The 21531-nt window shown below is 43.4% G+C and carries 16 protein-coding genes; 14 read left to right on the top strand and 2 right to left on the bottom strand.

The features are described from left to right. Positions 1-54: 54 nt before the first annotated feature. The 4 genes from BLU98_RS15900 to BLU98_RS15885 all read left to right on the top strand — a co-directional run bounded on the left by BLU98_RS15900 (position 55) and on the right by BLU98_RS15885 (position 6365). Positions 55-1095: an RHS repeat-associated core domain-containing protein gene (locus tag BLU98_RS15900; protein WP_307777221.1), complete on the top strand. Its 1041-nt coding sequence runs from the start codon at positions 55-57 to the stop codon at positions 1093-1095. Between the two features lie 361 nt (positions 1096-1456). After that, entirely contained in the window at positions 1457-4810 is a 3354-nt protein-coding gene (locus tag BLU98_RS15890) for an RHS repeat domain-containing protein (protein ID WP_092726668.1), read from the top strand. An 87-nt stretch (positions 4811-4897) separates the two neighbouring features. Beyond that, positions 4898-5323, top strand: coding sequence for a hypothetical protein (locus BLU98_RS17925; RefSeq protein WP_257575057.1), 426 nt, complete (start codon positions 4898-4900; stop codon positions 5321-5323). Next, complete coding sequence (locus BLU98_RS15885; RefSeq protein ID WP_139173982.1) at positions 5247-6365, top strand: hypothetical protein; 1119 nt, start codon at positions 5247-5249, stop codon at positions 6363-6365. Before BLU98_RS17925 ends, BLU98_RS15885 begins: the two co-directional genes overlap by 77 nt. 149 nt (positions 6366-6514) lie before the next feature. On the opposite strand, the gene BLU98_RS15880 is transcribed toward BLU98_RS15885, so the two are convergent. After that, positions 6515-6754: a GlsB/YeaQ/YmgE family stress response membrane protein gene (locus tag BLU98_RS15880; protein ID WP_092726663.1), complete on the bottom strand. Its 240-nt coding sequence runs from the start codon at positions 6752-6754 to the stop codon at positions 6515-6517. A gap of 192 nt (positions 6755-6946) precedes the next feature. On the opposite strand from BLU98_RS15880, the gene BLU98_RS15875 reads away from it, so the two are divergent. Then, positions 6947-8509 carry a S53 family peptidase gene (locus BLU98_RS15875; RefSeq protein WP_092726661.1) on the top strand — a complete coding sequence of 521 codons (1563 nt, stop codon included), beginning with the start codon at positions 6947-6949 and terminating at the stop codon, positions 8507-8509. 4 nt (positions 8510-8513) lie between these two features. On the opposite strand, the gene BLU98_RS15870 is transcribed toward BLU98_RS15875, so the two are convergent. After that, entirely contained in the window at positions 8514-8984 is a 471-nt protein-coding gene (locus BLU98_RS15870; RefSeq protein ID WP_092726659.1) for a Dps family protein, read from the bottom strand. 344 nt (positions 8985-9328) lie between these two features. Between BLU98_RS15870 and hisG the strand changes: the two genes are divergently transcribed. The 9 genes from hisG to BLU98_RS15825 all read left to right on the top strand — a co-directional run bounded on the left by hisG (position 9329) and on the right by BLU98_RS15825 (position 21526). Then, positions 9329-10183, top strand: coding sequence for an ATP phosphoribosyltransferase (gene hisG, locus BLU98_RS15865; protein ID WP_092726657.1), 855 nt, complete (start codon positions 9329-9331; stop codon positions 10181-10183). A gap of 19 nt (positions 10184-10202) precedes the next feature. Then, positions 10203-11486 (top strand): histidinol dehydrogenase, encoded by a 1284-nt coding sequence (hisD, locus tag BLU98_RS15860; RefSeq protein WP_307777220.1) that lies wholly within the window; start codon positions 10203-10205, stop codon positions 11484-11486. 2 nt (positions 11487-11488) lie between these two features. After that, positions 11489-12550 carry a histidinol-phosphate transaminase gene (gene hisC, locus BLU98_RS15855; protein WP_092726652.1) on the top strand — a complete coding sequence of 354 codons (1062 nt, stop codon included), beginning with the start codon at positions 11489-11491 and terminating at the stop codon, positions 12548-12550. A 26-nt stretch (positions 12551-12576) separates the two neighbouring features. Continuing rightward, the gene (locus BLU98_RS15850; protein ID WP_092726685.1) at positions 12577-13863 is read left to right on the top strand and encodes a PQQ-dependent sugar dehydrogenase; all 1287 of its coding nucleotides are present in this window, start codon (positions 12577-12579) and stop codon (positions 13861-13863) included. A gap of 23 nt (positions 13864-13886) precedes the next feature. After that, complete coding sequence (hisB, locus tag BLU98_RS15845) at positions 13887-15017, top strand: bifunctional histidinol-phosphatase/imidazoleglycerol-phosphate dehydratase HisB (RefSeq protein ID WP_092726649.1); 1131 nt, start codon at positions 13887-13889, stop codon at positions 15015-15017. 245 nt (positions 15018-15262) lie between these two features. Continuing rightward, positions 15263-15967, top strand: a complete 705-nt coding sequence (locus tag BLU98_RS15840; protein ID WP_257575056.1) for a DUF488 domain-containing protein — start codon at positions 15263-15265, stop codon at positions 15965-15967. After that, entirely contained in the window at positions 15968-16828 is an 861-nt protein-coding gene (locus BLU98_RS15835; RefSeq protein WP_092726644.1) for a DUF8758 domain-containing protein, read from the top strand. It begins immediately after the preceding gene. 94 nt (positions 16829-16922) lie between these two features. After that, positions 16923-19919: a glycoside hydrolase domain-containing protein gene (locus BLU98_RS15830; protein WP_257575055.1), complete on the top strand. Its 2997-nt coding sequence runs from the start codon at positions 16923-16925 to the stop codon at positions 19917-19919. Between the two features lie 191 nt (positions 19920-20110). Continuing rightward, complete coding sequence (locus BLU98_RS15825) at positions 20111-21526, top strand: anthranilate synthase component I family protein (protein ID WP_092726638.1); 1416 nt, start codon at positions 20111-20113, stop codon at positions 21524-21526. Positions 21527-21531: the final 5 nt, after the last annotated feature.

Below are 21531 nucleotides of genomic sequence, written 5' to 3'. Positions count from 1 at the left end.
TGTAAGCGGTGAAGTTGTGCTAAAGCCAAAACTGATGCAGAGGGTGATATCGATGTGTTCTTTGATAACCTGCAAGTAGTGCATAATAGAGGGCCTTTGTTGTCTGAGGATCACTATTACCCGTTCGGCCTCACCATGGCAGGAATCAGTTCCAGAGCAGCAAGCAAGCCAGAGAATAGATACAAGTTTAATGGCAAAGAATTACAACACCAGGAGTTCAGTGATGGTAGTGGATTAGAGCTGCATGACTATGGCGCTAGGATGTACGACCAACAATTAGGGCGCTGGAGTGTTTTAGATAAACTTAGTGATAAATATCCAAGTAATAGTCCATATGTGTATGTATTAAACAGACCAACGATTGCAGTTGACCCTGATGGACAAAGAATAATTTTTGTAAATGGATACTTAGGATTTGGTTCTCCGAACGGAGGTGCAGCGTATTGGAATGGTGCAAATGGTGTATTTGTAACCGGAGCACAAAAATATTTTAATGATTACGGCACTCCATATTTTACTAATGTAGAATACAGTGCATTATCAAGTGCAGCAGATAGGCGCAAAGATGGATATGCTTATGCACGCGATCATTATTATGAATTGACAGATGGAATGAACGTATATGGCGGTGATAATACATTTGAAGTTGTAAGCCATAGTATGGGAGCAGCATTTGGTGAGGGTATTATAGACTACCTTAAAATGATGGGATGGAGAGCGAAAGAAACGGTTCATTTAAATGCTTTCCAGGCTGCAGATATTAAAGCAAATAAGGACGTAAACAACAAACCAGGAACAGATAATCCAGATCCTGATGGACAAGGTACATATGTCATAGATTATCAAAATACAAATGACCCAGTAATAAATAATTGGTTTAGGTCGAGTCCCGGTGATATAAAAAATGCGGATAAGAAAATTAGAAAGAAAAGTAATAACTCTTTTAGCACAATACATAGGACACCAATTGATAATGACAATTTCTGGAACGAATTAAATGGATTGATTAATCAAAAGATCAATAACCAGCAAGTGTCGAACGTGATAGCTAATTGGTTGCAACAAAATCCAAATATTCGAGTTACTATTCAATAATTTTTTATGAAGTCCATTATAAACATTATAGCTATTATAGCAAGCCTTTACAGCTTATATTATCAATTTGTGCAGTTTATTTTTAATAACCTAACAAGGAATTCAAAAATGAGCTATTCAGCGTTAGATGTACTGCCAGAAGTAATAACAATACTGATATGTTTTTGGTTCCTAATAATCAATATTAGAGGATTTTTTAAAAATATCAAGTCTAAATGATTGTCTATGGATTTCAAACGATATGACCCGTTCGGCCTCGCCATGAACGAGATTTCATCCAAATCGACAGGGAGCTGATAGAGAAACTAAAATGATTTTAAATTATTTATGCCAGTTTTTTAAATAATTTATTGATACATATATGAAGAAAAAAATTTTTTCAATTATCATTTGCTTTATTTTAATGCAAGGGATCGGAAAATCACAAAACGCTGAATATATTTTACAGAACTATCACCCATCTTCACCTTCCGCATTTCAGTTTTTGAAATATGGTGAAATGCCTGTGTCCGAATATACGGGGATACCCAATATTGCCGTCCCAGTATATGAGATTAAAGAGGATGGGGTTCAGATTCCGATTAATTTAACTTATCATGCCGTAGGAATCCGAGTAAGTCAGGAAGCCAGCTGGGTAGGTCTTGGCTGGGATATGAATTTCGGATCTATTGTACAAGAAATTAACCATCGAGACGATTATGCTTCAACTACTATCAGATTGCAACCTGATTGGAATGAAAGTCCAGTACCGTCTTTATATATACAAAAATACGCTGATAATAGTACTGGCTTGATAAATTATGGATGGAATAATAGAGATTCGGTTGTTTCTTGCAAGCCATATTTTTCTTATAGAATTTATTCTGCTTACCCCATATCAGTTGGAACAAGCGGAACAACTAATTTCTCTGCTCAAACGGTTGCTCACGCTTATTTGCTTCCATTAAATGGAAACAGGGACAGCCAGACTGTTGCTACGGACATCATTGAGAACCCCAATTACGATTCAGAGCCGGATATTTTCACTGCAAATTTCTTAGGACATTCGATAAAATTTATTCGTAATCCGCTGAATAATCAAATCTTGGTTTTGAATAAGCAAGGTTACGCTGTAAATAGGACAGGAGATGTCTATCAGATTCTTGACCCTTCTGGGGTAGAGTACGATTTTGAGTTAAACACTACTGTGACAAGCTACACCAGTACATACAATGGTTTTTTGGCAGGCGGCAGCCCGCCTTTACCTTCTTCACGCATTTGGATGCTGACTAAAATAATTACCAGAAATAAAAGGCAGATTCTTTTTAATTACTCCCAATCAGGAACTGTAAATAACTACCCTAGTTATTCTGAGAAATGGGATACCACCTTGAATTCTTTAGGTAGTAGTTGGTCGGCTAGTCAAGTAGAAGGATACTATCAATTGCCTATAGGGAATGGAGCGCAAACCGAGAAAAGCATTTCATACTCGAATGAAAATCGCCTGACATTAAATTCTATAATCTTTCCTAACGGAGAAGTCGATTTTTTTATTTCAAACAGAAGCGACCTTCTCGGAGGACAAAAGCTAGACAGCGTAAAGGTTAAATCTGCTGGTAGCGTAATTAAATCTGCTCAATTTAATTATACTTATTGGAACTCGTCCGGGGTTGGAGGAACGCAATTTCAACCAGACAGCGCCTCAAATTATGGGAATACGCCAAATCTTCGGCTCAAACTTTTATCGATACAAGATAATAGTGGGGCTATTTATTCTTTTACTTATAATGAAAACCTGCTACCGGCAAAGAATTCTCTTGCACAGGATTTCTGGGGTTTCTATAATGGCCAATTGAATAATAAATCTCTAATACCCAATCCTGTCAGGTTAAACTCTGGTCAATTAGGTGGCATTACTGGCTTGTCCAATAATGGGAATAATAATTCAGCAAACTTAACTTATGCTACTTCGGGTATTTTGATGGGTATAAAATTCCCAACCGGGGGCAGCACTACTTTTGAATATGAATTGAACCAGTTTAATAATTATTGGGTACCGGATTTTTCAAGCACATCTAATGTAATCTCTTCCGGGAATGGATTACGAATTCATGCAATTAATTACAATGATAGTATTACCTCCAGCCCAAAACGTACGGTATATAGCTATAGTATTGGAAAGGCTTCCATACCTGTTCAATTGAGCCGACAATTCAGAGCTAATTCAATTCAAAGTTTTCCTACCAGTAGTACTTACGGAACTATGAATTCCTATTCAATCTTTGAAATGAGTGGAAAAGGATTTTTCTCATCCAATTCACTTAGCTCGGGAAATTATGTTGGTTATGATACTGTGGCAAAGCAGAATGTGGATTTGAGCGGAGTGACAATTGGTAAGACTGTTTCTGTTTTTTATAACACTCCCGACAATGTTAGTACAAGTGCTTATAATATGTCGCAATTAAGCATATCAGTACCAGTTGTTAAACAGCTTGTGAATTGGTCGCCTGGCAGCATATCTAACTTTGAAAACGGAAAAGTGCAGACTGTTTTGATTTACGATAAACAGAATACTTTATTACGAAAAACCCAAAATACTTATACGAATAATCTTTCTACTATTTATTATGGGGCAAGGTTTCTTGGGTATGATCAGCTATTTTACAATGGCGGAGGGATGTTGCCGAAAACGCTTACTGCTTACTACCCTATATATGACTTTGAAAGTCTACCCAATACAAGCAGAACTACGGATTATACTACCACAGGTGACAGTATTGTAAACGCAACTGTTTTTAGTTTTGATGGATATGATCAATTGAGTTATAAACAAACAAGGTCAAGCGATAGTGGTTATGTAGAAGAATATTACAATCATGCATACGATTATTATCAGAGTACAAAAGATGCAAGTTTGTGGCTTGCTAATATTTTTTCTGAAGTGACAGACCTAATTACGGTAAGAAGGAAGTCGAACTATGGTACTTATACAAACACATATCGGTATGATAAAAATTATACAACTGTAAATGGGAGAATTGTTACCAGCAAGGTTACTATTAAGCCGACCCCCGATTTAAATGCTTTTCCGAAGATTATTACATATGATCAGTATGATACCCAGGGAAATCTACAACAATATAGCTCAGATGGCATAACCAATGCTATATTATGGGATTACAATAATGATTTGATAATAGGGGAAATCAAAAGCGCCTCATTGTCACAAGTTGCCTACACTTCATTTGAAGCGGACGGTAGTGGGAACTGGGTTACTAATTCTATTACAATTGATAGTATAAGCGCGGCGGTTACCGGAAGAAAATCATGTATTCTAGGCACTGGTACCATCAGCAAATCCGGTTTAATATCAGGCAATGTATATATTGTCAGCTATTGGAGTAACAATGGGCCTAAGATGATCTCGGGAGGTTCTGGTTCAATGACTGTTGGTAGGACGTACAAAGGCTGGACGTATTACGAACATTTGGTAACAGCAAGTTATCCAACTTTTACCGTTAGTGGTTCTGGATCAATAGATGAACTACGTCTTTATCCACAGGGTGCTCAAATGGCGACTTATACGCATACACCTCTTATCGGTATGACAAGCCAGTGTGACTCTGGTAATAAGATATTGTACTACGACTACGATCTTACTGGGCGATTAATAGATATTAAAGACCAGAATGGGAATATTGTTAAAACGTTTAAATATCATTATGCAGGTCAATAGCAAGTGATTATAATTATACTTAAGAGTATAATTACTATGACAAAGAATAATAGAAGTTTTCTGAAGGCCTGGTTTAAAATTATAGAAATGCATAAATTATCGTTTTTTTTAACTGTTTGCTTTTGTTCTTTGCATATCTCAATTGCTCAAAATAATACTTTTCCTTCTAGCGGTAAGATAGGAATAGGTACTTTGAATCCCAGCGTACAGCTACATGTAACTGGAATTGCAGCAACACCTTTTTATATGGGATATTTATCAACTGGCAATATCCATCTGAAAGTTCAGACAAGACCAGATGCGAATTATGGAATTTCGGTATTTGATGCCATAAATAATACAGCTATCCAATCAGGCGAAATTGTAAATGGCACGAGTACGAGTACTACTCATCTCGTATTTAATTTTTCTTACCACGACAATAGCACGAATCTTTATGAAAAAACTTCTACTTCTTCTTTTGATGCTCGACGGCTATCAATTGAATCATGCACAAACTGTTGGTACTTTTGACGGCATACTGAATACGAATAGTTATTATGAGAAAGTATTTTATGTGCCAAGTTTTCCCAATGGAACTTCTAATCTGGCAGTAGATGTTATTTTGGGCAATACCTCTTTTTTGGGGAATATAGAATTGGAAGTTACAGGAGGCTATGAATACCAAAATACAATTGGTAAACTAACCAAGCTGTTTGCGGTTGGGTTTAATCCTGGTAATACCGTATTTACTAATGAAAGCCGTACCAGTGAGGCAATGGGATCTACTCCGGATAATATAGCCATAGGGGAAGTGGAATGGGATACCGTTAATACACGTTACCGCATCCCTATATCGCATTTGGTAACAACACAGAACTCATATACGGTTAAGGTCAGACTATTTGGCCATAATGGTACTGCCGCTAATATCAAAACCTACCTTGGTATTTCTGGTCAATACAATAGAGCTGTATTAGCCAGAAACATAGTGAATTATAATGCTCCGTTAGGTATTGGTACCAAGAATCCTCAGGGTAAGTTGGAAATTGGCTCTTTCAGTACGAGCCAGGGATTGATCCTGAATTATGGAAATGCCGTTGGGCAAATAAGCGCTATCGATCTTAAAGCAAATGGAATTACAAATGGGTTTATAGGTATGCAAATGGTTGATAATGCGAACGGCGACTTGTGGTTAGGCAGTAGCGCAGGAAAATCAATGACCATATACCGGAATGGCAATATTGGTGTTGGAACGGATGCTCCATCTGAAAAATTGTCTGTGAATGGTAATATCAAAACCAGGAAACTGTATGTGACCCAAACGGCTTGGCCAGATTATGTGTTTGATTCCTCCTATGAACTTACTCCGTTAGCGGCAGTTGGGCAATTTATTAAGCAATACAAGCATCTTCCGGAAATACCTTCAGCCAAAGAAATTAAAGAAAAGGGTATCAGCGTTGGCGATAATCAATCTTTATTATTGAAAAAGATAGAAGAATTGACACTCTATCTGCTTCAACAGGACGAAAAAATCAAGTGTCTTGAGAAACAGGTTAACAGATTACAAAATTAACTAGCCATTGAAACTTGATGCTGGCGAATATCTGAAGTAAGTATAAACTAATGTAAATCACCAGCAAAATGAGTACGAAAACAAAAATAACCCCCTCGTGCCTGGAGGAGGTCATTTTTAGTAAAACAGGGTCTATGTATGGTACCCTGTTATGCCACTTTTTTAATCATCCTTCCAGCCCACACCAAAATGATGGCCCCCACAAATGCAGTAACCAGGTACCCGATGCTTCCACCTAAATGGATACCTAATTTTTCGCCCAGCCAACCGCCGAGCCAGCCGCCCGCGATGCCAAGAATAATGTCAACTAAAACGCCGTAACCGCCACCACTCATTACTTTGCCGGCCAAAAAGCCGGCTACTCCGCCTAAAATTAAATGCCAGATCATAGGATTGTTTGTTTTAAGGGGTTGATAAATGAAGTTTATTGGATTGGTTTTATTGGCAAATAGATCATTTAACGGCGCAAATCACTATAATCATATGAAAAATACGATAAAAAAGATAACTGTGAAATATTTATTGGCGCGACTTAAACCTTTTTTTTGCACAATAATTGCAGTGCTATTGAAAAAGATACAATGTCTGCTATCGATTTTAATAAGGCAGCATACTTTCCATTGGAAGGTAGCTACCGCGAAACAAATAACGCCACCCGTTTAGGCGACCTGGATCCGCGTATGCCCATCAGCGTAACCCTCCTCTTACGTTACGAGAAAGATCCCGGTAGCTACAAGGTCCGCGCCGCCATCAAAACCCGTGAACAATTCGCCGCCCAATTCCATGCAAGTGAAGCCGATATTCAACTGGTAGAAGCTTTTGCCGGGCATTTCGGATTAAATATAATAGAAGAATTGCCCGAACAAAGACTCATTCATTTGCAGGGAACAGTGGATGCATTTGAAAGGGCTTTCCGGGTACAACTTTCTACCTGTTGTAATGCAGAAGGTATTGTGTTCCGTGGAAGAATAGGTAATATCCATTTACCCGAACAACTGTTGCCGGTAGTAGAAGCGGTATTCGGACTCGATGATCGTCCCGCCGCCGCCCCCAAATACCGTATTGCAAAAAAAGACGGACAGTTCATCGCGCACAGCGCTTTGCCCGGTAGTTTTTATCCCAACCAGTTATCCGACATCTACGGGTTTCCAAAAAAAGGAACAGGAGCGGGACAAAGCATCGCCATTATAGAATTAGGTGGTGGCTACCGCATCGAAGACATCAATACCTATTTCAAACAATTGAAATTACCCATTCCCAAGGTGGTAGAAGTATTGGTAGATGGCGGAGCGAATGCGCCCACTACAGCCGATAGCGCCGATGCTGAAGTGATGCTCGATATTGAAGTGGCGGCTGCTATTGCACCGGATGCTGCGATTGTGGTTTATTTCGCACCTAATACAGACAAAGGTTTTTTCAATGCCATACAAACGGCTATTCACGATACAACACACAATCCTACTATTCTTTCCATCAGTTGGGGCGCTTCGGAAAAGAACTGGACCGAGCAATCGCTTAAAGCCTTTAACGAAGCCTTCCAGGCCGCAGCCATGCTGGGCGTAACCGTATGCGCTGCAGCAGGCGATAATGGCTCGGCCGATGGAGAACAGGATGGGAAAGTGCATGTAGATTTTCCCGCTTCCAGCCCTTTTGTATTGGGCTGCGGAGGTACTACACTCACAACAAAAGATAAAAAAGTGGAATCAGAAATTGTTTGGCACAATATCGATGGCGGCGCTACAGGAGGTGGCGTGAGTGAGTTTTTCCCCAAGCCCAATTACCAGGATCCTATTAATGTACCCGTATCATTGAACAATAATTTTGCCGGAAGAGGCGTGCCAGATATTGCCGCTAATGCCGATCCGGGAACCGGTTATCGCGTGCGTGTAGACGGGCAAGACCTGGTGATCGGCGGTACCAGCGCTGTAGCTCCCCTGATGGCAGGATTGATCGCAAGGATCAATGAACAGAAAGGCAAACCCGTGGGTTTTATACATCCTAAATTATACAGTGCCAAAAGCGCTTATCAATACCGTGATATTGTATTGGGCGACAATAAAACAGTCACGGGCGCCAAAGGTTATGTGGCTACCCCCGGTTGGGATGCCTGTACAGGATGGGGCGTATTGTTTGCCCTAAGCTGAATAATTATTTGAGATAACTTCTCACAAACCAGGCCCATGTCTCGTGTTGCTTCAACAGACCGGTAAGAAAATCGGCAGTACCCAGGTCTTTGTATTTATCACTGCATGCATTGATGTCATTTCGCAGGTTGCGGGCCAATGTCTCGTGATCGTTCAGCAAATTCTGTAACTGTTTTTTCTGCTCGCTTGAATACGCTTCTTCAGTAAGGTTTGTCAGTTTGAGAAAATCTTTCAGCCTGCCTTCGGAATAATGTCCCAGTTTGCGAACCCTTTCTGCAATTTCATCGATGAGCTCATCAATGCCATTGTACATGTCTTCATAAAACTTATGCATTTCCATAAAGTTGCTGCCCTCTATGTTCCAGTGGTAATTACGCACTTTGGTGTACAATACATATTCATCGGCCAGTATCTTGTTCAGCATCAATGCTACCGCCTGCAAATTCTTATCGGTAATGCCAATGTTTGCTTTCATATTTTAGCGATTTTCATTAAAGATACATAAAAAATAATCGTCATCCCGAGCGAACGAAGTGAGTCGAGGGACCTGCCGAAAACTTCATGAGATCCCTCGACTGCCCCTTCGACTCACTTCGTTCGCTCAGGGTGACGTTGTTCGGGATGACGGGACGAAATAAATTTTGAGATACGCTACTCAGTCACTACCTTCGTGCCCGATTATGAAATTATTCGCACATATCCACCATCATCATTACTTACCCAAAGGGTAGGCTGTTGGTGTTTTGTGTGTACAGATAAAACATTGAAGGGCTTACCGGAAGGTAGGCCCTTTGTCATTTAAAGCATTAAAGCAATACTATGAAGCTGAAATTAGCGATCCAGAAAAGCGGCCGTCTGCACGATGATTCCATGCGGCTCCTCAAAGAATGCGGTATCGACGTCAGTAACGGTGTAAACAAACTGAAAGCTGATGCCAGCAACTTCCCGTTGGAAGTGTATTTCCTGCGCGACGATGATATCCCGCAATACGTGGAAGATGCGGTAGCTGATATCGGATTTGTAGGAGAGAACGTAGTGTATGAAAAAGCAAAAAAAGTAGCGGTAGCCCACGAGCTGGGCTTCGGTAAATGCCGCCTCAGTATTGCCGTACACCGGAACGAAGATTACCCGGGAGCACAGTACCTGGCAGGTAAAAAGATCGCCACCAGCTACCCGGTGATCGTATCCCGTTTCCTGAAAGAAAAAGGCATCGAAGCAGAGATACACGAGATCAGCGGCAGCGTGGAGATCGCCCCCGGTATAGGATTGGCCGATGCCATCTGCGACCTGGTAAGCAGCGGATCTACCCTGTTTATGAACGGATTGAAAGAAGTGGAAACCATCCTGCAATCACAGGCAGTTTTAATTAAAAATCAAGGTCTCGCTCCCGAGAAACAGCAATTATTGGACCGATTGTTGTTTAGGATACAGGCAGTAAAGAAGGCAAAGAACAACAAATATGTGTTGCTCAATGCACCCAATGAGAAGCTGAAAGAAATTATATCGCTGTTACCGGGAATGAAAAGTCCCACCGTACTGCCCCTCGCTGAAGAAGGCTGGAGCAGCGTTCACAGCGTACTCAATGAAAACCAGTTCTGGGATATCATTGAACAGTTGAAAGCGGCCGGTGCGCAAGGAATACTGGTGGTGCCTATTGAGAAGATGGTGGTTTAACAGAAACTTAATATAGTGTATGATCATGAATATTGTTACTCAACCCTCCCGGAAAGACTGGGATATGCTTTTACAAAGACCCGTTTTCGACACCGCTGAATTACACCAAAAGGTTAGAAGCGTACTGGATGTAGTGAAGCAGGATGGTGATAAAGCGGTGAGGCAATTCACCCGTCAGTTCGATGAAGTGAACCTGGAAGATTTCCAGGTGGCCGCCGCAGAAATTGAAGCGGCTGCCTCGCTCATTCCCGATGCCCTCAAGAACGCTATAGAACAAGCGACTTCCAATATCAGGTGCTTCCATGAAAAGCAACTGAATGGGGTGGAAATTGTAGAAACCATGCCGGGTATCCAATGCTGGAGAAAAAACGTGGGCATTGAAAAAGTAGGGCTTTACATACCCGGTGGCTCAGCGCCGTTGTTCTCTACTATCTTAATGCTGGCCATACCGGCGAAAATGGCTGGATGTAAGGAAATCATTCTCTGTTCTCCTCCGGGCAAAGATGGTAAGCTCAACCCGGCCATACTATATGCAGCGCAGCTTACGGGCGTTTCCAGGATATTCAGGATAGGAGGCGTGCAGGCAATTGCTGCGATGGCTTACGGCACCGAAACAGTGCCGCAGGTATACAAGATATTCGGACCGGGCAACCAATACGTTACCTGCGCCAAGCAAATGGTACAACAGGAAGGAGTGGCCATTGATATGCCCGCAGGCCCCAGTGAAGTATGCGTGCTGGCCGATGGCACTGCCAATGCCGCTTTTGTGGCCGCCGACCTGCTGAGCCAGGCAGAGCATGGCGCCGACAGCCAGGTATTGCTGGTAACAACGGAAGAATCACTGGTAAAAAAAGTGAACAAAGAACTCGAATGCCAGCTGAAGAACTTGCCCAGGAAAACCATGGCCTCCGCGGCACTGCGCAACAGCAAAGCCATTGTGGTGAAAGACATCAACGAAGCCATCGCACTGGTGAATGAATACGCGGCAGAACACCTCATCATTGCCTGTGATCAGGAAGAAGCGATAGCTGAAAGGATCACCAATGCAGGTTCTGTCTTTCTGGGAAATTATTCACCCGAAAGCGCGGGCGACTATGCCAGCGGCACCAATCATACCCTGCCTACCAATGGCTTTGCCAAAGCGTACAGTGGTGTGAGTCTTGATTCTTTTGTGAAGAAGATCACCTACCAGAAATTATCTAAAGAAGGATTACAGGCCATCGGCAATACCGTAGAACTGATGGCGGCGGCAGAAGGACTCGATGCGCACAAAAATGCCGTCACGATACGATTAAAACAATAAACATGTTCAATCTCGACTCGATTACCAGGACTAACATAAAAAAACTGACTCCTTACTCTTCTGCCCGCGATGAATTCAGCGGAGAAGCTAAAGTATTTTTAGACGCCAATGAAAACAGTCTCGGGTCGCCGCTGATCAAATGGTATAACCGTTATCCCGATCCGCACCAGCACCTGATCAAACAAAAACTGAGCGCGATCAAAGGCATAGCTTCCGAACATATTTTCCTGGGCAACGGCAGCGACGAATGCATCGACCTCCTGTTCCGCTGTTTCTGCGAACCGGGAAAAGATAATGTGATCATTTGTCCGCCTACTTATGGCATGTATGAAGTGAGCGCTAACATCAACGACGTGGAAGTACGCAAAGCCACTTTGCTCGAAGACTTTCAGCTTGACCTGGTACACCTGGAAAACCTGGTAAACGAACACACCAAGCTGATCTGGCTTTGCTCACCCAATAACCCTACAGGCAATTCCCTGAACCGTGCCGATATAGAAACAGTGCTGAACAATTTCAACGGTATCGTAGTAGTAGATGAAGCTTATATCAATTTTGCGAAACAAAAATCGCTCGTACAGGAACTGGAAGAATACCCCAACCTCGTGGTGCTGCAAACGCTGAGCAAAGCATGGGGGCTAGCCGGACTTCGCCTGGGAATGGCTTTTGCTTCAACAGCTATTATTGAGTTGATGAACAAAGTAAAACCACCGTATAATATCGGGCAGGCAACGCAGGAACTGGTATTGCAGGCGCTGGAAGAAGTAGGCCAGGTGAACGATATGATCAAAATACTGGTAGACATGCGCGGCGCCCTGGCAGGCGTTTTTGAATCCATGCCTACCGTGGAGAAAGTATATCCCTCCGATGCCAATTTCATCCTGGTGAAAATAAAAGATGCCAGGAAAGTGTATGAATTCCTGCTCACCAAAGGCATCGTGTTGCGCGATCGCAGCAATGTGAAACTCTGTGAAGATTGCCTGCGCATTACCGTTGGAACCGAACAGGAGAATACGGTATTGGTAGATGCCATGCAGGATTGGTTTGCATTGCAGACAAAATGAGTAATTTCATGCTCAAATTCAATGGTATGAAAAAGTTAGCATCTATCCTGGCTTTTGCAGTGCTTGCTGTTGTGCTGTGGTCATGCGGACAAGGCAAGAACAAAGCAACAGAGACTGCCGCAGTGAAACCCGATTCCAGCAATGCAGGCCTCCGGTTACAGCCGGGCTTTAGCGCGCTGAAAGTGGCTGAGAATACGGGCAGTCCGCGCCATATTGTGGTTACGCCACAGGGAGATATCTATGTGAAGCTTTCTGCACCAGTGGGTGGCAAAGGCATATTGCGTTTGCGCGACACTAATGGAGATGGCAGAGCAGAAGAAACCACCGGCTTTGGCAATTACGGAGGAACGGGTATTGCAATCAAAAAAAATTACCTCTATGCTTCTTCAGACGAAGAAGTATTCCGTTACAAGTTGAACGATAAAGGAGAAGTGACGAATCCTGATCAACCTGAGAAAATCATCACGGGGCTCATCAGCAAGGGGCAGCATTCCTCCAAATCCATTACACTGGATGACGCAGGTAATATTTATGTGAACATCGGCGCCTATTCCAACTCCTGCCAGGAGCAGGACAGGACCAAGGGATCCAAAGGCATGATGCCCTGTCCGATTTTGGAGAAAGCCGGCGGCATCTGGCAGTTCAGTGCCGATAAACTCAATCAATCTTATCCAGAAGGAATAAAATATGCTACCGGTCTGCGCAACGTAGTGGGACTCGATTGGAACACCCAATTGAACCAGCTTTTTGTAATGCAGCATGGCCGCGACCAGTTACACGATTTGTTTCCTGAGTTATACGATGACAAAGCCAGTGCAGAATTGCCGGCAGAATGTATGTACGCGTTGAAGAAGGGCGATAATGCGGGATGGCCATATATCTATTACGATCAGTTACAACACAAAAAAATAATGGCGCCGGAGTACGGAGGAGATGGTAAAAAAGAAGGCGGACAGGATGCCATTGACCCTGCTATGGCTTTTCCCGGACACCTCGCACCCAACGGATTGCTGTTCTATACAGGAAACCAGTTCCCTGCGCGGTATAAGAATGGCGCATTCATTGCGTTTCACGGATCGTGGAACCGTGCACCTTTGCCACAGGCCGGATATTTTGTAGTGTTTGTGCCTTTTGAGAACGGAAAACCAACGGGCAAATGGGAAATATTCGCCGATGGTTTTTCAGGAGTAGCTACGGTAGATGCCGCGCATGGTGCGCAGCACCGGCCATGCGGATTGGCACAGGGGCCGGATGGTTCATTGTACGTAACAGACGATCTGAAAGGCACTATTTATAGAATAATATACAGGTAAAATAAATCAGTAATCAACAATATATGAAAAGGGTTTTGTTCATAGACAGGGATGGCGTAGTGTTACAGGAACCACCTACAGATTTTCAGGTAGACAGTATAGAAAAAACAACATTCTTACCGGGTGTGATCACAGCTTTATCGCGCATCGCGGCAGAACTGGATTTTTATAAAGTGATGATCACCAACCAGGATGGATTGGGAACAGATTCATATCCTGAATCGGATTTTCATCCCTATCATAACCTCATGGTACGTACGCTGGAAGGAGAGGGATTTGTGTTTGATGAAATGCATATCGACAAAACCTTTGCCGGTGAGAATAAACCCACACGCAAGCCGGGCACAGGATTGCTGCAGCATTTCTTCAACAACGAACAATACGACCTGCCCAATTCATATGTGATAGGCGATCGCTGGAGTGATATACAACTGGCAAAGAACCTGGGATGCAAAGCCATTTACCTGCGCTCTCCTTTGCATGAGCTTACGCCTGAGCAGGAAACCGATCTGCGGGCAACCATTGCGCTGGAAACAGATAATTGGCCGGCCATTTATGAGTTCCTGAAACTGGGTCAGCGAAAAGTAGTACACGATCGCAACACCAACGAAACGAAAATACATGTAGAGCTGAACCTCGATGGAAGCGGCAAAGCGGATATCCATACGGGCCTGGGATTCTTTGACCACATGCTCGACCAGATAGCCAGGCACGGTAAAATGGATATGACCATTGTAACAAAAGGCGACCTGCACATAGACGAGCACCACACCATCGAAGACACGGGCATTGCCCTGGGCGAAGCGTTTGCCAAAGCGCTCATAGATAAACGAGGCATGGAACGCTATGGTTTTGCTTTGCCAATGGATGAAGCGGAAGCCAAAGTGCTGATCGATTTCGGCGGACGCAACTGGATCGTTTGGAATGCCGAATTCAAAAGAGAGAAAATAGGAGAGATGCCTACTGAAATGTTCTTCCATTTCTTCAAATCATTCAGCGATGCAGCCAAATGCAACCTGAATATTGAATGTAAAGGAGATAATGAACATCACAAGATAGAAGCCATCTTCAAAGCATTTGCCAAAGCCATTAAGATGGCGGTGAAGCGCGATCCTTTGTCCAACTACCTGCCTTCTACCAAAGGCGTATTATAAAAGGATGCCCTTGTTAGAGTATAAATACGCTAACAGATTCTTTCTTTCCTGTATATCTTTACGGTATGTTTTACCGGCGTAAGATTATATTAGGGCTCTTACAAAGCTTTGAGGGGAGCTTGGGCAAAACCCAGCTACAAAAGCTTTTACTGCTTTTGGCGCAAAAACAGGATAAACCTGACTATCACTTTGTGCCTTATAAATATGGCTGCTATTCTTTTCAAGCTACTGCAGACATTGCAACAATGCAAAAGTACGGACAGGTGAGAGTAAGTAATAAGGGGATAGAAAAGGCATGCCCCGTTGATTATATAAGCCTGTTGAAAGAAAAAGACCGGGCTGCATTAGCGCAGCTTCATTTGCTACATGGGAAAAAGGATTATAAAGACCTGATACGATATACCTACACCCATTACCCTTATTTTGCTATCCACAGTGAGATAGCAGATAGATACCTGAATACTGAGGAACTAAAGCGGGTTGCTGATTATAAGCCCGTAAATTCCCGGACAGTACTTTACACGATCGGATACGAAGGTATTTCGTTGGAACAGTACCTTAATAAGCTGATCGGGAAAGATGTGCGGGTATTGATAGACACAAGGAACAATCCCTTGAGTATGAAATATGGCTTTACAAAGAGCCAATTGATGAATGCCTGTGACAGTGTGGGTATTCAATATATACATTTCCCGGAAGTGGGCATTGTATCTGAGCAAAGGCAAACACTAGCCTGCCAGGCAGATTATGACCGGTTATTCACCAGGTACCGAAAAGAAACATTGCCTCAAACTATCCCTGTTCAGGAAAAGATATTGAAGCTTTTGATGGAAAAGGAACGTATTGCATTGACTTGTTTTGAAGCTAATATACGCCAGTGCCACCGCAAACACCTGGCCGAAGCCATTGCACGATTGCCAGAATGGAATTACGAACTAATCCATCTGTAAATGCCGAGACTGAAAATCCTGCTTACTGTTACAACCTATCCTTTACCATCCAGAAGTTATGATGAATTAGTTTGCACAGCAGGCGTGCTGGAAGATGGTAGTTGGATACGTATTTACCCGGTGCCACTAAGTTTCCTGATGGACTTGAAACAATCGGGTAAGATGAAAACCATGAAATATACATGGATAGAATTGGATTTGAATAAGAGAATAGATGACTTCAGGCCGGAAAGTCATTCACCTAAATACTATGATTTCCGGGATATCCTGATTCACGAGCCACGCTTGAACACGAATGGCAATTGGCTGAAACGAAAAGAGTATTGTCTTAAAAATGTATATACAAGTTTCGAAAATCTGATAGAAGACTCAAGGGCTCCAAAGAACATGTCTTTGGCAACTTTTAAACCAGCGGCCATTACAGGATTTGAATGGGAAGAAGATGAACGGGAATGGAAAGACGAATGGGTGGAAATACGGAAACAAATAGACTTGTTTGATGATGGTAAAATTGATCCGCAAAAGATGATACCTAAAGTCCCTTACAAATTCTTTTATAAATTCACTGACTTAACTGGAAAGATGCGCCGGCTGATGATAGAAGATTGGGAGATCGGCCAACTGTACTGGAATTGTTTGCGGGATGCAAAGAAAATGAAGACATCTGATGGAGCGGACCAGGAAACAATAGCCCTGCAAAAGGTGAAAGAAAGGTATTTCAATGATTTCGCTACAAATAATGATATACACTTATTTGTTGGAACAACAAAAGAATGGCATGTAAGAAGAGCTTTAAACCCTTTTGTGATCATTGGAGTATTTTATCCAATGAAGGAAATCCAAGGCAGGCTTTTTGAATAGAGGGCTTGTAATTTTTTAATTATAACGAAAAATGAACAAACGATTGTGTCCTCCAAAGACCTTGAAAGGCCGCTAATAGTGTTATTTTTAGTGCATGAAGAAAATATTGGTTTTATGCGCGATGCTTGCCACAGGACACCTGATGGCGCAGGAGCTTAAGTACACAAATTGCGATAATTGCTGGAATCCGGATTCACTGGGTAATCACCGAGTGCTGGTATCTTTTGAAGATACGGGCAATGTAGCCCGGGTAAAAATCAACTGGAGAAGAAGGGATGTACAACCACAGCTGAAAAGGATCATCGTACAGGATGCGCAAACACAACAAAAGATCAACAATGTAAGCGTGTTGAGCCTGAACAGGGAATCGGGCGAGATCGTTTTTGAACCCGTATTGGGCAAGGGGAATTATTACATCTATTACATGCCTTATAAGAATGAAGGCAGGAGCAATTATCCTCGGGGCACTTATTTAAAACCCGAGACAACGGCATCGGCCGGATGGCTGGCTTCCTTTAATACCGCGACTTTGCAGCCCAATGCAACAGCAAAAGAAATACAATCCATCGATGCGTTCAATAGTTTTTATCCGATGGAAGTAATTGCTACTGCCGCGGAAACCAAGCAATTGACAGATGCACATGCAGGCAAAGCTTTGCTGGTCTTTCCGGAAGACAGAGAATATTCCATCAGGATGCAGCACGATCTTCCTTATCGATGGATACAAAAAGGCGTAGGATTCACATTCAACGGCACTGCGCTGAAAGGTGAATACTATGCGTACCAACTGGGTGTATATGCGTTGCGATCACTGCACAAAGTGCAAGTGGAATTTTCAGATCTTACAAGTGCAGACGGGTATAAGATCAGTTCGAAGACCATGAATTGCATCAACACGGAGGGAACAGGATATGATGCGAAAGCCATCTCCAAAGAAGTGGATGTGCCTTCAAAAACCATACAGGCGCTTTGGTGTGGGATTGATGTGCCTGTGAATACCATAGCTGGTACTTATAAAGGAAAAGCAGTAGTGAAAGCAGCGGGCATTCCAGCCGAAACAATCAATATCACCATAACGGTTACTAATCAAGTGGCAGTGAATGGCGGAGAGAATGAACCCTGGAAACAGACAAGACTGAAATGGCTGAACTCTACCCTGGCGCAGGAAAATAAAGTCATTGCACCGTATACACCATTGAAAGTAGCAGGAAAAACGATCAACTTTTTAGGCAGAAAATTGATATTGAAAGAAGATGGACTCCCGGCAGGCGTACAAACTTTTTTTACAGAAGAAATGACGAGCTTTTCTCATCAGCCTAAAAATATATTAAGCGCCCCCATGCAACTGCTGGTGCGTACAAGCAATAATGATACAGGTCGATGGAAACAACAGGGCTTGCAATACACCCACAAGGCAGAGGGTACCGTGCAATGGCAAAGCAGGTCTCTTTTCGGTAAAGCCCTGCAAATGGATGTAAGGGGCAGTCTCGAGTTCGATGGCTTTGCATCGTATACAGTAGCGCTCACTGCTTTGCAGGATATGAACCTGGCCGATATACAACTGCTGATACCCTATGAGCATGCCGCTGCGGACTACATCATGGGATTGGGATTGAAAGGTGAAAAGAGACCTGCCACAGTTGACTGGAAATGGGAAGTAGCCACCAAAAACCAGGATGGCGCCTGGATCGGTTCTGTGAATGCAGGTATGCAGTTCTCTTTGCGTGATGAACATTATGTTCGTCCGTTGAACACAAACTTCTATTTACAAAAACCTCTACTGCTGCCGGTATCATGGGGCAATGAAGGCAAGGGGGGCATTCGCATCACCGAAGACAAACAAACAGTATGGGTGAACAATTACAGTGGCAGCCGCCTGTTGAAGAAAGGAGAAACACTGTATTATAATTTCAATCTGCTCATCACGCCATTCCATCCCATCAATACAGATTTTCAGTGGAGTACACGCTTTTATCACAAATACGAAAACCTCGATACCATTAAAAATACAGGTGCCACGGTTGTCAATATACACCACGCTACGCCCATCAACCCCTGGATCAATTATCCTTTTATTGAGCACCGGAAGATGAAAGCATATATCGATGAAGCGCACCGGAAAGGATTGAAAGTAAAGATCTACAATACGGTAAGGGAATTATCTAACCATGCTTATGAAACTTTTGCATTGCGAAGCCTGGGACACGAAGTGTATTCACCCGGCAAGGGCGGAGGTTTCAGTTGGTTACAGGAACATGTAGACAGCGATTATATCGCCGCCTGGTTTGTGCCGGAGATCAAAGATGCCGCCATTGTGAACAGTGGTATGAACCGCTGGCACAACTATTATGTGGAAGGCATGAACTGGCTTACTAAAAATGTAGGTATCGATGGTATTTATCTCGATGACGTGGCATTCGACAGGATCACCATGAAACGCATCAAAAGGGTATTGACGCAGGATGCACATCCCGGTATCATCGATCTGCACTCTGCTAACCAATACAACAAGAACGATGGTTTTAATAACAGCGCCAACTTGTATATGGAGCATTTTCCTTACCTCAACCGTTTGTGGTTTGGTGAGTATTTTGATTATGAAAAGAATTCACCCGATTTCTTCCTCACAGAAGTAAGCGGTATTCCGTTTGGATTGATGGGAGAAATGTTGCAGGACGGTGGTAATCCGTGGCGCGGAATGATCTATGGCATGACCAACCGGATGCCATGGAGCGATAACGCCGATCCTCGTCCCCTCTGGAAATTATGGGATGATTTTGGTATGAAAGGATCGGAGATGATTGGCTATTGGAGCAGGAATTGTCCGGTATCCGCTACTAACCCGCAGGTGATGGCTACCGTGTATAAGCAACCGCATACTGCATTGGTAAGCCTGGCCAGTTGGGCAACTGCCGATACGGAAACAGGGTTGAAGATCAACTGGACCAAACTGGGTATCAATCCCGCCAGGGCCGTCATTGAAGCCCCCGAGATCAAGGGATTGCAGCAACACCAGGTATTCCAGGCCAACAGTCAACTGCCGGTTGCAAAACAAAAAGGCTGGTTGTTGCTGATCAGGGAGGTAAAATAAAATTTGGAGGAAACAGGATTCTGGCCCATATTTGCACACGTAATGAAACAAATAACAAATAAACATTGGTGGTGGCATTCAAACTCCGTTCGGGGATTGTAATGGCATAGCCAATACTTTATGAAATATATTTTCAGCGCCCCGACAGAATTTGTCGGGGCTTTTTTTATCGCCAAAAGCAACAGCGTTACATGAAAAAGATCAGTTTAGAAACCACTTGCAAGAAAATGCTGGCCGATGTATTCACACCGGTAGGCATCTACCTGCGGGTGCGTGACCGTTTCCGCGATACGGTATTGTTGGAGAGCACCGATCACCATGCGGCAGAGAACAGTTACTCGTTTATCTGCATCAATGCCATTGCAGGCATGGAGATCAGCAACAAACAAAGCATCGAGTTCAAATTGCCCGCACAGAAGCCTGAAAGGATAGTGTTCTCCGATGCTTCACAGGTACCGGTTCAACTGTGGGATTTCATGCAACGCTTCGATGTAAAACCTTCAGAACAAAAAGAAGCCAAATTCTCACAAGGATTATTCGGTTATGCCACTTTTGACTCGGTGCAATTCTTCGATACCATTCAACTGAAAGACCGCGAAACCAACCAGCCGGCCATTCCGCTGATGCGTTACCGCTTGTACCAGTATGTGATTGCCTTCAACCATTTCAAAGATGAATTGTTCATCTGTGAGAACAAGATACCAGGTATAGAAAGCGACCTGAATGCAGTAGAATCCCTGATACGCAGCAAGGATGTGCCGGTGTATCCGTTCCGCGTGAAAGGTGCGGAATCTTCCAACATGACCGATGAAGACTATCGCCAGATGGTGCGGAAAGGCATACAGAGTTGTTTGCGCGGAGATGTATTCCAGATTGTATTGAGCAGGAAGTTTGAACAACAATTCAGTGGCGATGAGTTCAATGTGTATCGCGCATTGAGAAGCGTTAACCCTTCACCCTACCTGTTCTTCTTCGACTACGGCGATTATAAACTGATGGGCTCTTCACCCGAATCGCAATTGGTGATCAAAAACGGAAAAGCCATCGTGCACCCGATCGCCGGCACTTTCAAACGCACCGGTGATGATGAGATCGATCAGCAGGCTGCTGCCAGGCTGTTGGAAGATGCCAAAGAAAATGCAGAACACGTGATGTTGGTAGACCTGGCACGCAATGACCTCAGTCGTGTTTGTGACAACGTAACGGTAAGCCAATACCGCCAGGTGCATTATTACAGTCACGTCATACACCTGGTGAGTGAAGTAACCGGTAAAGTACCGGCCGGACAAAACCCCTTCGTGTTACTGGCCAAAACATTTCCTGCCGGCACATTGAGCGGCGCACCCAAGTTCAGGGCCATGGAACTGATAGACGGTTATGAACCCACAGCACGCAGCTATTACGGCGGCGCCATAGGGTTCATGGGTTTTGACGGCAGTTGTAATCACGCCATCATGATCAGGACTTTCCTCAGTCGCAACAATACCCTGGTTTACCAGGCGGGCGCGGGCATTGTAGCCGCATCCAACCCGGAAAGCGAATTACAGGAAGTAAATAATAAACTCAACGCATTGAAAACAGCTATTGAAATAGCCGCCACCATCTAATACAG

Origin of the sequence: Hydrobacter penzbergensis (assembly GCF_900106985.1) — a bacterium.
Lineage (GTDB): Bacteria > Bacteroidota > Bacteroidia > Chitinophagales > Chitinophagaceae > Sediminibacterium > Sediminibacterium magnilacihabitans.
Note: the sequence above shows the minus strand (reverse complement) of the source record. Positions and strands in the feature narration are given on the sequence as shown.